The organism is Bradyrhizobium sp. U87765 SZCCT0048, assembly GCF_018131225.1.
Taxonomy (GTDB): domain Bacteria; phylum Pseudomonadota; class Alphaproteobacteria; order Rhizobiales; family Xanthobacteraceae; genus Bradyrhizobium_A.
Map to the genome: position 1 here is coordinate 44889 of NZ_JAFCMM010000003.1, position 12271 is coordinate 57159.

The following is a 12271-nucleotide window of genomic DNA, read 5'->3' on the forward strand; positions in this document are numbered from 1 at the left end:
TCTTATTGTCCGTTCGGCCGGTCGCGTTCCGCGGCTCGTCCGACGCCCCCACATTGTTGTTATCCGCAGAAATCACGGCCGCGTCCCCGCGAACTGCGGCGCCCGGCTTATCACATCCGTTTCAGTCGTGGTACGCCACGGACCTGTCATTCATCGTGCACGAGACAGTGCGGGGACCCATGCGGATAGCCACCTGGAACGTCAATTCGATCCGCCAGCGGCTCGACCACCTGCTGACCTGGCTCAAGGAAACCTCGCCCGACATCGTCTGCCTGCAGGAGATCAAGTGCGTCGACGACGCGTTTCCGCGCGAGCCGATCGAGGCGCTCGGCTACAACGTCGTCACCCACGGCCAGAAGACCTTCAACGGCGTGGCGCTGCTGTCGCGCCTGCCGTTCGACGAGACACAGCCAGGCCTTGCCGGCGACCCCGACGACGTCCATGCCCGTTTCCTCGAAGGCATCGTCTCGGTGAAAGGCGGCAGCCTGCGCGTCGCATGCCTCTACCTGCCCAACGGCAACCCGCCGAATACGGAGAAATATCCCTATAAACTCAAATGGATGTCTCGGCTTCTTGATTATTCGAAGAAGCATCTTCAAGCAGAAGAGCAGTTCATCCTCGCAGGCGACTTTAACGTCATTCCGCAGCCCCGCGACGTCCACAACCCGGCGGCATGGGCCTCGGACGCGTTGTTCCTGCCGACCACGCGCGAACGCTTTCAGGCTCTCCTCGACCTCGGCCTCACCGACGCCCTGCGCGCCGTGACCGACGAAGCGGGCCAGTACACCTTCTGGGACTACCAGGCCGGCGCCTGGCAGAAAAACAACGGCATCCGCATCGACCACCTGCTGCTGTCGCCGCAGGCCAGCGACCGCCTCACCGCGGTCGGCATCGATCGCCATGTCAGGGCGTGGGAGAAGCCGTCGGACCACGTGCCGGTGTGGATCGATCTCGACCTCGATCCAGCCTGACCGCGTCAACAGGTCGCAGCGATCAGACGCGCTCGACCGACGCCCCAGCGATGGTCGGGTTGCCAGGCGTCAGCCCGGCGAGCGGGCTCAGGCACAGATGTGCGCGGCGGCGGAACGGGCCGGCAACAGCCACAGCAACGGCAGCCCAAGGGGGCCGACGATGGCCGCAACCACCATCCAAGCGCGCACCGAGCGGCCGCGCCGCCGGGCCATGCCGGCCGACAGGTGCATCGACACAATGGTCACGAGAATGGCGATGGCAGTCAACATCGGCAGTCTCCGTTCGACTGACGCAAAGCCGTCGGCAACGCCAAACCGCCCGTCAGTCGCGACGGCCCTGGACCCAGCGCTCGAGCATCTGCAGCGCCATGGCGCGGTCGTTCTCCGAGGCCTTGGCGATCGCCGCGTTGTAGCTTTCCTTGATCCAGGCCTCGTCCGTCGTGGCGCTGTCGCGGGCGAGCGTCAGCCACATCAGGCCGCGCGCGGCCTGGCGCTGCAGGTTGACGCCGTTGAACAGCATCTGCCCCAGCAGGGCCTGGGCCTGATGCTGACCCTTCTGGGCCGCAAGGCCGAGCCAGCGCACACCGTATTTCGGATCCCGGGGGATGCCGACACCGTCGAGATAGAGCCGCGCCAGATTGTACTGGGCATCGGCATTGCCGAAGTACGACGCGGCATAGGAGAACATCTCCCGTGCCCGCTCCGGATCGGCCTTCACGCGGGTATTGGGAATGCCGTCGAGATAGTAGCGGCCGAGCGCCACGAAGGCGTTGGCGACGATCCCCGCCTGCGGCATCGACGGGCTGTCTTCGGCATGGGCGTTGGCGATCTTGCTGAAATAGTCGAACGCGCGCAGGTCGTCCTGGGCGACGCCGTCGCCCGTGGCATACATCTGACCGAGCTTCCACTGCGCCACCGGATGGCCACCCTCGGCGGCGTACTGCAGTGACGACAGCGCGGTCGACTGGGTCACCGGCGCAACCGCCTTCTTGAGGCCCGCGGCGCCATTCGGCTGCGCTGCGACCACCGGAAGGGCGGCATCGGCGCCGCTCACCGCGGTGCCCTCGAACGCCAGTGCCGGCGCGGCGAATAGCGCGGCCGAAATCAGCGCGACGGCGGCGATATGGTCAGATGTCCGCATATTGCTGCTTCTCTGCGGCGCCGCCGGGATGCGTCACGGCGCCGCTCACGGCCGGTCCCACCTGCTGGGCATATTTCCAGAGCACGCCGGAGGTGTGGCTGGTCGCCCGCGGCGCCCACTTCGCCTTGCGGTTCGTGAGTTCCTGGTCGGACAACCGCACGTTCAGCGTGCCCGCCACAGCGTCGATGTCGATGATGTCGCCGTCCTCGATGAGCGCGATCGGGCCGCCGATGGCAGCCTCCGGCCCGACATGGCCGATGCAGAAGCCGCGCGTCGCACCCGAGAAACGTCCGTCGGTGATGAGGGCGATCTTGCCGCCCATGCCCTGCCCGGTCAGCGCCGCGGTGGTCTGCAGCATCTCGCGCATGCCGGGGCCGCCGCGCGGCCCCTCATAGCGGATCACGATCACTTCGCCTTCGCGGTAGGTACGGCCCTTCACGGCGGCGAACGCATCCTCTTCGCGGTCGAAGCAGCGCGCCGGTCCGGAGAACTTCAGGTTGGCCATACCCGCAACCTTCACGATCGCTCCTTCTGGAGCGAGATTACCCTGCAGGCCGACGACGCCACCGGTCACGGTGATCGGTGCGTCAGCCGAACGCACCACGTCCTGATCGGCATTCCATTTCACGGACTTCAGGTTTTCGGCGATCGTCCGACCGGTGACGGTCATGCAGTCGCCATGAAGATAGCCGTGATCCAGCAGCGTTTTCATCAGGAGCGGTATGCCACCAACTTCAAACAGATCTTTGGCGACATAACGGCCGCCGGGCTTCAAATCAGCGACATACGGTGTCTTTTTGAAGATTTCGGCAACGTCGAACAGATTGAATGCGATGCCCGCTTCATGGGCGATCGCCGGCAGGTGCAGCGCCGCGTTGGTCGATCCGCCGGACGCGGCGACGACGGCGGCGGCATTCTCCAGCGACTTGCGGGTGACGATGTCCCGCGGGCGGAGGTTCGCCGCGATCAGCTGCATCACCTGCTCGCCGGCGGCCATGCAGAAGGAATCCCGGATCTCGTAGGGCGCCGGCGCGCCGGCCGAGTACGGCAGCGCGAGGCCGATCGCCTCGGAGACGGTCGCCATGGTGTTGGCGGTGAACTGGGCGCCGCAGGCGCCGGCGGACGGACAGGCGACGCGCTCGATCTCGTCGAGGTCGGCGTCCGACATCGCGCCGACCGAATGCTTGCCGACGGCCTCGAACATATCCTGCACGGTGACCTGCTGGCCGCGGAAGGTGCCCGGCAGGATCGAGCCGCCGTAGATGAAGATCGACGGCACATTGAGACGGACCATGGCCATCATCATGCCCGGCAGCGACTTGTCGCAGCCGGCGAGCCCGACAAGGGCGTCGTAGGCGTGGCCGCGCATGGTCAGCTCGACGGAATCGGCGATGCACTCGCGCGACGGCAGCGACGAGCGCATGCCGTCGTGGCCCATGGCGATGCCGTCGGTCACGGTGATGGTGCAGAACTCGCGCGGCGTGCCGCCCCCGGCGGCGACGCCCTTCTTGACCGCCTGGGCTTGGCGCATCAGGGCGATGTTGCAGGGCGCGGCCTCGTTCCAGCAGGACGCAACGCCGACGAAAGGCTGGTGGATCTGGGCCGTCGTCAGGCCCATGGCGTAGAGGTAAGACCGATGGGGGGCGCGCTCCGGCCCCTCGGTGACATGGCGGCTGGGCAGCCGGCCCTTGATGTCGGTCTTCGCGTCCATCACGCCTGTTTCCCCGGCCACCCGCTGGAACGCTCCCGAAGGAGGATCTTCCACGACGCTTGTTGTTGTCGCAGCGTTTGGCCTGCAACTTACGCTTCATGGAGGGGTGTGGCTAAATCGCGGCGGACACAAGCGTCACATGCGGCCAGGGTTAAATGTCCAAAGAGTGTGGCAGGCGCGCAACATCCGTTGCCGCCGAGCAACCTTACGCAACCCCTCCGCGGCATCCTCAGATACGTCCGCGGACCCGGCGAAAGGTTCAGCGCCGCAGCGTCCGACCGACGGACAGCAGTACCGCTATCGCCGCGACCGTCAGCCCGGGTCAGCGGCGAGCGCGCGCGCCAGACGCTCCTGCGTGTCGATCGGAACGCTCTGCGGCTCGGCACGGGTGAGCTTGGTCGGCGCGGCCTCGCCACGGATGCGGGTCCCGGTCCCCATGGTCCGATAGGCCGGATTGTCGACATGGGAATTGAACAGATAGGTGAAATCGAGCGGAATGCGCGGCACATCCGTCGGCCGCTCCACATCCGGCCGGAAGTAGTCCGACGGCACGGTGATGTCGGTGTGATAGAAGCCGGTGTAGGCGCAGTGGTTCTTGTCGGCGAGGAAAGCCGGCAGCGCCACTGGACAGGCCGGCAGCCCATCGGACCGCGGCAGCAGTTCGGTCGCCTTGCCGGACACCGCGGGCGAGGCGTTGGCGATGGTGCGCATCGCAAACTCCAGCGCCTTCTCCAGGGTATCGACGGTGCCCTGCGCGAACGGCTCGCTGTTGTCGTCGAACGCCGCATCGAGCGCCTTGGTCGCTTCCGCCAGCCGCCCCGACTTCACCATGTGGCCAACCGAATTGACCGAAAACCCAAGACCTCCGGGAATGCGGTGGTCCTGCCACCATCGCTTGTCGGCGGCGGCGGCAAACACGTTGACCCCCGTGCGCCACATCCACGTCGCCCGCTCCTTGCCCGGCTTCTCCAGGAAGATCTGGTCGAGCAGAATGGTGTCGGTGGTGAACTCGTCCAGCAGATAGAGTTCGCACAGCCGCAGCGCGAAATCCTGCATCGCCTTGTCCGGCTCGGCCTCGGCGAGACGGCGCGACACCGCCAGCACGACAAAGCCGCTCTTCTTGCCCTCATAGCCCTCACGGGTCCAGCGCTGGCGGGCCGCCTGGATCTTGCCGCGGATCGTCTCGTCGTCCGACTGCAGGTCCTGTTCGGTCAGGATGCAGTAGCTGAGAAGACTGGTCTTGGCAGCGATGCGGCCAAACAGGCAGGGCTGGAATTTGCCGAGCCAGATGCGCAGCGCCGCGATCGCCTCGGCCTCGTCGCGAGCGGCGTACAGCTTTTCGTTCGCCTCCACCATTTCCTGGCTGAACGGCGTCGCAGTGCGCCAGGGATCGGGTGACAGGCGCGCAAGGCATTCGGCAATCGTCTGGGTCAAGGCATCGTCTCCTGTCCATCGCGTCCGCCCGGCCGGGCATCCGCCCCCTCCGCCGGTCGCATCACGGCGGCGCGCAGCTCGCGCGTCGCCCATTCCGGAAATGTCTCCGTCGGCGTCAGCGAAAACGCCCGCGTGCGCGCCGTCAGCCAGCCCAACACGTTGCGCGGCGGCCGCCCCGCTCCGCGCGCCGCCACGCTCCGCCACGCCGGCTGGTCGAACAGCGTCGGATCGAACGGCTCGGTGCTGACGAACAGCTTGAGCACATCGCGCACTTCCGTGCGTCCGGCCTGCCACTTGTCGTCTGGAATGGAGGCGTAGATGTCGCGTCCGTTATGCAGGGCGAACAGCCGCTTCGCCGGAATGAATTCGGCGCCGCCCGGCATCAGGATCGAACTGATGGAATGATCCTCGCCGAGCCACACCAGCGCGCAATACAGGTCGTGGTCGGTGTCGTTGCGCAACGCAAGGCGCAGCCGCGGCTTCTGCCAGCTGCCGCCGAACTGCCGATAGACCAGCCGCAGGCCGCCCGTGACATCCGCCTCGCTCCAGCTCTCGGCGCCATTCGCCGCGACCGGCAGATGGACCACGATCTGCACCGCCTGCGGACCGAGCAGGCTGCCGGGATTGTCGATCCCGGCGACCAGCTCCCAGCGTGCGAGATGGGCGATCAGCGCCGCGGCACGTGCCGCATCCGCCACCTCCGCAACATCATCGTTGGCCGCGGCCGACCGGCGCGGCGAGACGTGGCGGATGCGATAGACCCCGCCTGCCGCCGTTGCCTCGATGGTGGCATCGGCGGCCTCGCCCTCGCGGATCATCGCCGACCAGTCATCGCGCGTCGCAAGCGCGGCGCGCAGCGCAGCGACGGCTTCCGCATCACCGCCGATCCGGACCGCCACCGGCGGCCGTGGCGTCGATACCAGCGCCGCATGATAGGTCGTGCCGGGATCGAGCGTGCCATCGCCCGCCTGCGCCGTCGGCAGGCCGGGGGGCGGCCTTTGCGCGATCTCGACCTGGCTCAGCTCGGGCCGCACCGCTGTCACCCGCGCATAGGCCTGAACGCCCGGGGACACGGCGGCGTCAGCCGCGATCGCCGTGATCGCGAACCATGCGGTGTCCGCGCCATGCGGCCAGGTCAAACCATGGATGGCGCCGGCGTCGACGACCCATCCCATTCGCGTGTCATAGCGCAGTGTGAACGCAAGCCGGTCCGCCGCGGCCGGATTGCCGAGGAACCCCTTGAGCAGGTCGGCCGGATCGGTCGCCTCGGCCCGCGGCACCTGCTGGCTGGCCACGCGCCGAACCTCGCTCTCCACGCGCTTGATGAGGTCGTGATAGCTGATGCGGCCCTGCGCCTGTTCGAGCGCGGCAAGGAGCGCGACCGTGAAGGCGCCGCGCGGCACTCCGCCCGCGATCACTTCCTTGGCCGTCTCGTCCGCGCGGCACGCCGCGAGCAGGATGTGACGGCCGGTCGGCCATGCGATCCAACTGCCGGGCGCCGCCGCGTCGCCCTGCTGCAGCCGGGCCGCCAGATCGCCATCGAGAAACGTCGCGAGCGGACGCTCGCGCAGATGGGCCGGGGCATGGCGAATGCCATGCTGCTCATCCGCCGCATCGCGCGTGCCGCTGCCGGAATGACAGCAGTCGAATACGCACAGAGCGTGACAGCCCGTGCGCGCAACATCGCTGATCAGAAACGCCAGTTCCTTATCGGCGAGATCCCAGTTGTCGCCGCCGCGGCTGTCGTGACAAACCAGCGTTTCGTTGAGGCGATCCGGCTCGAGATGCCACAGCTCAGGCGGGGCTTTCTCCTGCGAACCATGGCCGCAGTAATAGAACAGCGCGACATCGTCCGCGCCGGCCTGTCCGAGGTGCTCACGAAACTGGCGGATGACGGCGGCGCGCAGCGCCTGCTCGTTGGTCAGGCGGACGAGACGCAAATCGAAGTCGCCGCGTCCTGCGAGACCACGCAGCAACGTCTCGACACATTCGATATCATTGACGCAGCCATCGAGCTGCGAGACCGGCCCGCGATACTTGTCGATGCCGACCAGCAGTGCGTACAACGCCCTCGCCATCCCTGCACCACCACCCGCACTGCACGGGATGCTTCCCATGCCCCACAGCCAGGAGTAGAGTACAGCCTTCCCCGCACGCGGGAAAGCACTTTGCACTGTCGTTTCCGAACACTCTTGTTTCCGAACACTGTCGTTTCCGAACGGAGTCGTCATGGCCGTGCAACGCGAGGATGCGAAAGTCCGTACTGTCCTCGCGACCGCCATCATGAGGCGGCAGTCGGGCGACCTGCGCGGCGCGGCCTTGCTCTACCGCGAGGCGAGTGCACTGGCGGGAGCAGCCGGCGAGCACAAGGCGATTTCCATCGCCCACGACAATCTCGGCAACATTCTCGCGGATCTCGGCGATTTCGACGCGGCGCGCGCCAGTTATCGCGAGGCGCTCGCGCACGAAACCGATCCGCGGATCCGCCGCATCATTCGGTCCAACGATGCCCGCGTGCTCGGCGACATCGGCGAATTGCGGCTGGCCGCCAATGTCTTGCGCCAGCAGGTGGACGATCTCGATGAGATCGGCGGAGGCCCCGAACTGCCGATCGCGCTCGACAACGCCGCCATGGCGCTGTCGCGCCTCGGCGACCACGCCACGGCCAAGGCGTTGCTGATACGCGCGGAAGTGCTGCTGCGCGACGGCCCACCGGACCAGCGCGCCGTCAACGCGCTCAGCCTGTCGAACATCAACGTCACTCTGGATGATCGCCCGGCGGCGGCGACCTGGTTCGGCACCGCCTATGATCTCTATATGACCGCCGCGCAGCAATCGATCGACGTCGCGCACTACCGCCGTGGCTTTGCCCGCGCGCTCAAGCAGCGGCTGGCCGACGGGCATCCGATCCACAGCCTGTTCTTCGCCGGCGTCATCACCAAGGACACCGACCGCTGGGAAGAGAGCAGAGCGGCCTTCCAGCGCGGCGCACGGGATGCACGGGTTGCCGGCGATGTCGCCCTCGCCTTGCGCTTCATGGCCAACGAAGCCGCCATGCTGTCAGACAGAAACCGGCTCGGCCCGGCGCTGGAGCTGATCCAGCGGATCCGCACCGAGGCGAGCCAGCTCGGCCTCGCCCGCTCCGAGATGATGGCGACGGGCACGCTGGCGTCGATCCTGCTCGGCGGCGCCGACGCATCCGATCCGCTCGGCCCGCTTGGACTTTACGCCCGCGCGAAGGTGCTGCATGAAACCCATGTCCGGATTGTCGCCGAATATCCCGTCGATGCCCCGACACGTCTGCTCGAAACCGCAGATTCCGGCGCGGTCGCCGCCCAGCTCGCCAAGATGGCCGCCGAACATCACGCCGACGACCTCGCCATGCAGTTCTTCCAGGAGGCGATTCCGATCGCCCGGAAGAATTACCAGACGATGGTCCAGTTCGCGCAGGGCAAGCGTCCGACAATTCCGTTCGAGCTGCCCAACCGTCTCGCCGGCCTGTGGGCGGCGGCCCGCGCATCGGGTCAGAGCACGGTCGCGCAGCAGGCCGCCGACGAGATCGAGACGCTGCAGCAACAGGGCGAGATGACCATCCGCGGTCGCCTCGTCGCCCAGCGCATGCTGGGCGATCACTACACCGACAGCAATCCGCCGCGGGCGATCCGGCACTTCCGCGACGCCTGCGCGGCGGCGGAGGCGCTCAAGCAGCAGGTGCTGATCGGCGATGGCCGCTCCGACGTGGCGCGCGGCCATGCCGATGTGTTTCCCAAGCTTGCACGTCTGCTACGCCTTGCAGGCCAGCCGGACCAGGCGTTCGAAACCCTGCAGGCCATCAAGGCGCGGCGGGTCGGCGAAGCCGCCGCCAAGCGCGCCGGAGCGGCATCCGAGACGCTTCCCCGTGTCGCCGACGCGATCAGCCTGCTCGCCGACCTCGGCGGCACCGCACCGACCGTCTTCGCCGAGCTGACGGTCGAAAAGGATGGCCTGACCGCCTATCTCGTCGATGCGGTCGGGGTGCGCGCCGTGCATGTGGCCGCCAATGTCGCGGCCGGCCACCAAGCCGATCGCGGCGACATCAACGAGCGTCCACGTCGTCTGGTGCAGTATTGCCTCGAGGACCCGGACCTCCGCGCGTTTGTCGGCGCCATTGCCGCCGCGCTGCCCGAGCGCTGCCGCGTCCTGCTGTCGGCATCGAGCTTCCTCGTCAACCTCCCGCTACATCTCGTGCCGCTCGACGGCCGGCCATGGTGCGAACGCTTTGCCATCAGCACCATCCCGGCGATCGGCGTGCTGCAGTACGCGGCAAGAGACATCTCGCCGCGCGATCTCACCACGGTCGGCGGCGACTCCCGCCACGACCTGCCCCACGCCGCGCGCGAGTGTGCGGCCATCGCCGACCTGCTGAAAACCGAGCCGCTGGTCGGCGGCGACTGCAGCGCCATCAACATCCGCGCCCGCCTCAAGGCGGGCCATCATCAGTTGCTGCATCTCGCCCTGCACGGACGGGGCGATGCCCGGCGCGGCGCCCGCGCCAGCGTGCTGCTGGCCGAGGCCGACGGTCCGCGCTGGGTCGGCCTGCATGAGCTGTTCACCCGCGACGTCTCGATCCGTCTCGCGGTGCTGTCGGGCTGCAGCACCGCCCTGGCCGGTCCGCTGCATGGCCACGAACTGACCGGCGTCGCCGGCGCCGCCGCCGAGGCCGGCGTCTCCAGCATCATTGCCTGCCTGTGGCCGGTCGAGGACGCGGTCGCCGAGCACTTCATGACGGAGCTGTATGCGATCATCCTGCGGCAGCGCGACCACGGCGCGATCGACCTCGTCGCGGCGATGGATGGAGCCCGCGCCGCCCTGCGCCAATGGATGGCCGGCGCCAGCGAACGCGGCCAGCGCCGCAACGGGCGCGACCTGTCGCTCGGCCCGCTCGACGACGAGGCACCAGCCGCGACGGTCGCCGACGCGCTGGCGTGGGCGCCGTTCGTGCTGATCGGCCGCCCGGTGCTGACCGTGACGGCCTGACGATCGCACGGCCGGCCGACGCCGCCCTTCCCACCACCGAAGCCGTGTCACGATGGTCGCGCCGACGCCGACCGGGTGTTGCCACCGCCTGTATTTTGGTCTCGCGGGACGCTTGTTGCCTGATGTATATTTGCACAATGCAAGCATTATGCAGAGACTCATGACGCGCCCGGCTGCCCGCCATCCGGCTCGCCCCCGGCCCGACCTGCCGCTGCGCCTCGGCGCGTGGCTGCCTTATCGCCTGTTCATCGTCGCCGCGCAGATCGCCCGCCCCCTCGCCGCATTCTATGGCGAACGCTTCGGGCTCAGTCAGGGCGGCTGGCGGATCCTGGCGGCCATCGCCGACCACGACGGCGCGAGCGCCGCCGACATCGGCCGCGCATGTGGCCTCGATGCATTCGCGGTCAGCCGCGGCATCGCGCAACTGGTCGAACTTCGCTTCGCGACCCGTGGCAGTGCCGGGCGCGACCGCCGTGTCGCCAGCCTGCGCATCACCGCGCGTGGCCGCAGCGCCTTTGCCGAGATCGCGGCGCTCGGCCACGCGATCGAGGCCGATCTGCTGGCGCCGCTGACGACCAGCGAACGTGACAGTCTGGACCGCGCGCTGGACAAGCTCGAGCAGACCAGCCGACGCATCGAGACCGACGGCTGGCAGGCGCTGGCGCAGCGCACAGGCCGGCGATGACCAGTCTCCTGTTCGCCATCACCGCCCTGCTATGGGGCGGCGGCGCGCTAGCGACGGCCATGCAGGCCGGCATCACGCCGGCCCCCTGGTCGGTCGCCCTGCGCATGGCGCTCGCCGGCATGCTGCTGCTCGGCTACGGCCGGCTGCGCGGCCTGTCGCTCGGCATCCCGGGCCGCGATCGTGTCTATGTGGCGCTGCAGGGCGCGCTGTTCTTCTCGCTCGCCTTCGTCGCCTTCTATGAGGCCGTGCACCACATTCCCAGCGGCCTCGCTGCCGTGATCCTGTCGCTGTCGTCGCTGTTCGCCGCGCTGCTGGGGCGGGTCGTGCTCGGCTCGCCGCTGACGCCCGGCTTCCTGTGGGGCGCCGGGTGCGGGGTCGCCGGCGTCGCCATCATCGCCGCGCCGCAGATCCACGGTGCCGACACCGGCGACGCCGCGGGGTATCTGTGGGCCCTCGCCGCCGCGATCGCGACCGCGGGCGGCACGGTCACCGGCGCACGCAACCAGCGCGCCGGACTGCCGCCGGTCGCCGTGCTCGGCTGGGCCGCGCTGGTTGGCGCGGCCACGAGCGCGGCGTTCGCGCTCGCCAACGGCACGCCGCTCCTGCTCGACGGCTCGCTTCGGTATCTGGCGAGCCTCGCCTACCTCACCGTCGCGGGGTCGTGCGTCGCCTTCATGCTGTACTTCGAGCTGGTGCGGCGCACCGGGCCGGGTCAGGCCGCCTACGCCCTCGCCGTCGTTCCGGTGATCGCGCTGGGATTGTCGGCGCTGTTCGAGGGCTTGCACCTCGACACACGCATCCTCGTGGGCGCAGCCTTCGTTCTGGCCGGCAACCTGTTCGTGCTGCGCCGCTGAGGCACAGCGCGCCTCCCCAAGAGGAGCGCGCCGTTCAGTGTCCCGCGATCTGCGGAACGGTGCCGCGATAGCGCGCAGCCTCGTCGAGCGCCGCCGCCGGCACCGCCGGCCGCCACGCATCGTAGGCGTCCCGCGTGCGGGCGCTCGGCGAACGCTGCTGAGACTCTGTTGTCACGTCGCCACGCGTCCTGCGCGCATCGCCACGATCGCCCGCCGTGGCAGAATGCGCCGCCGCGATCAGCAACGCCGCAGCCGAAAGAACCGTAAAAGACCTGTACGCCATGGAGAATCTCCACCCTGTCACCTGCGCCCGGCGCGCAGGCAGCCACGCAGCGGACTTGTCCTGCGCGCTCGTCCGACAGATAGGAGCTACAATCGCCGCATGGCATGCGACACGGCGACGTTCGCGGCATCCTTGACGCGAACGTGAACGGCTTGATGATTTTGCAGTCAGGCGAG

At 68.3% G+C, this 12271-nt stretch carries 10 protein-coding genes; 4 read left to right on the forward strand and 6 right to left on the reverse strand.

The window, feature by feature from the left end:
- Nucleotides 1-179: 179 nt before the first annotated feature.
- Nucleotides 180-971 (forward strand): exodeoxyribonuclease III, encoded by a 792-nt coding sequence (xth, locus tag JQ639_RS18770; protein WP_211970492.1) that lies wholly within the window; start codon nucleotides 180-182, stop codon nucleotides 969-971.
- A gap of 87 nt (nucleotides 972-1058) precedes the next feature.
- On the opposite strand, the gene JQ639_RS18775 is transcribed toward xth, so the two are convergent.
- From JQ639_RS18775 to JQ639_RS18795, 5 genes are all read right to left on the reverse strand, one after another.
- Complete coding sequence (locus JQ639_RS18775; protein ID WP_211970493.1) at nucleotides 1059-1241, reverse strand: hypothetical protein; 183 nt, start codon at nucleotides 1239-1241, stop codon at nucleotides 1059-1061.
- A 52-nt stretch (nucleotides 1242-1293) separates the two neighbouring features.
- Nucleotides 1294-2112, reverse strand: a complete 819-nt coding sequence (locus tag JQ639_RS18780) for a tetratricopeptide repeat protein (RefSeq protein WP_211970494.1) — start codon at nucleotides 2110-2112, stop codon at nucleotides 1294-1296.
- The gene (gene ilvD / locus JQ639_RS18785; protein WP_211970495.1) at nucleotides 2099-3823 is read right to left on the reverse strand and encodes a dihydroxy-acid dehydratase; all 1725 of its coding nucleotides are present in this window, start codon (nucleotides 3821-3823) and stop codon (nucleotides 2099-2101) included. The genes JQ639_RS18780 and ilvD overlap by 14 nt, the downstream gene beginning before the upstream one ends.
- 312 nt (nucleotides 3824-4135) lie before the next feature.
- Complete coding sequence (locus JQ639_RS18790) at nucleotides 4136-5257, reverse strand: hypothetical protein (protein ID WP_211970496.1); 1122 nt, start codon at nucleotides 5255-5257, stop codon at nucleotides 4136-4138.
- A complete protein-coding gene (locus JQ639_RS18795; protein ID WP_211970497.1) occupies nucleotides 5254-7335 on the reverse strand; it encodes a caspase family protein in 2082 nt (693 codons plus the stop codon). The genes JQ639_RS18790 and JQ639_RS18795 overlap by 4 nt, the downstream gene beginning before the upstream one ends.
- Nucleotides 7336-7486: 151 nt before the next feature.
- Here JQ639_RS18795 and JQ639_RS18800 point away from each other — a divergent pair, with 151 nt between their 5' ends.
- The 3 genes from JQ639_RS18800 (at nucleotide 7487) to JQ639_RS18810 (ending at nucleotide 11812) form a co-directional block, all read left to right on the forward strand.
- Nucleotides 7487-10273: a CHAT domain-containing protein gene (locus tag JQ639_RS18800; protein ID WP_211970498.1), complete on the forward strand. Its 2787-nt coding sequence runs from the start codon at nucleotides 7487-7489 to the stop codon at nucleotides 10271-10273.
- Between the two features lie 160 nt (nucleotides 10274-10433).
- Nucleotides 10434-10958 (forward strand): MarR family winged helix-turn-helix transcriptional regulator, encoded by a 525-nt coding sequence (locus tag JQ639_RS18805; RefSeq protein ID WP_211970499.1) that lies wholly within the window; start codon nucleotides 10434-10436, stop codon nucleotides 10956-10958.
- Nucleotides 10955-11812, forward strand: a complete 858-nt coding sequence (locus tag JQ639_RS18810; protein ID WP_211970500.1) for a DMT family transporter — start codon at nucleotides 10955-10957, stop codon at nucleotides 11810-11812. Before JQ639_RS18805 ends, JQ639_RS18810 begins: the two co-directional genes overlap by 4 nt.
- Nucleotides 11813-11846: 34 nt before the next feature.
- Here the strand turns inward: JQ639_RS18810 and JQ639_RS18815 are convergent, their stop codons facing one another.
- The gene (locus JQ639_RS18815; protein ID WP_211970501.1) at nucleotides 11847-12095 is read right to left on the reverse strand and encodes a hypothetical protein; all 249 of its coding nucleotides are present in this window, start codon (nucleotides 12093-12095) and stop codon (nucleotides 11847-11849) included.
- Nucleotides 12096-12271 lie beyond the last annotated feature (176 nt).

Excerpts from the sequence above, each read along its gene's own strand:
- ilvD (WP_211970495.1), bottom strand. The coding sequence starts at position 3,823 with ATGGACGCGAAGACCGACATCAAGGGCCGGCTGCCCAGCCGCCATGTC.
- JQ639_RS18780 (WP_211970494.1), bottom strand. The coding sequence starts at position 2,112 with ATGCGGACATCTGACCATATCGCCGCCGTCGCGCTGATTTCGGCCGCG.
- xth (WP_211970492.1), top strand. The coding sequence starts at position 180 with ATGCGGATAGCCACCTGGAACGTCAATTCGATCCGCCAGCGGCTCGAC.
- JQ639_RS18795 (WP_211970497.1), bottom strand. The coding sequence starts at position 7,335 with ATGGCGAGGGCGTTGTACGCACTGCTGGTCGGCATCGACAAGTATCGC.
- JQ639_RS18775 (WP_211970493.1), bottom strand. The coding sequence starts at position 1,241 with ATGTTGACTGCCATCGCCATTCTCGTGACCATTGTGTCGATGCACCTG.
- JQ639_RS18800 (WP_211970498.1), top strand. The coding sequence starts at position 7,487 with ATGGCCGTGCAACGCGAGGATGCGAAAGTCCGTACTGTCCTCGCGACC.
- JQ639_RS18805 (WP_211970499.1), top strand. The coding sequence starts at position 10,434 with ATGACGCGCCCGGCTGCCCGCCATCCGGCTCGCCCCCGGCCCGACCTG.
- JQ639_RS18810 (WP_211970500.1), top strand. The coding sequence starts at position 10,955 with ATGACCAGTCTCCTGTTCGCCATCACCGCCCTGCTATGGGGCGGCGGC.
- JQ639_RS18815 (WP_211970501.1), bottom strand. The coding sequence starts at position 12,095 with ATGGCGTACAGGTCTTTTACGGTTCTTTCGGCTGCGGCGTTGCTGATC.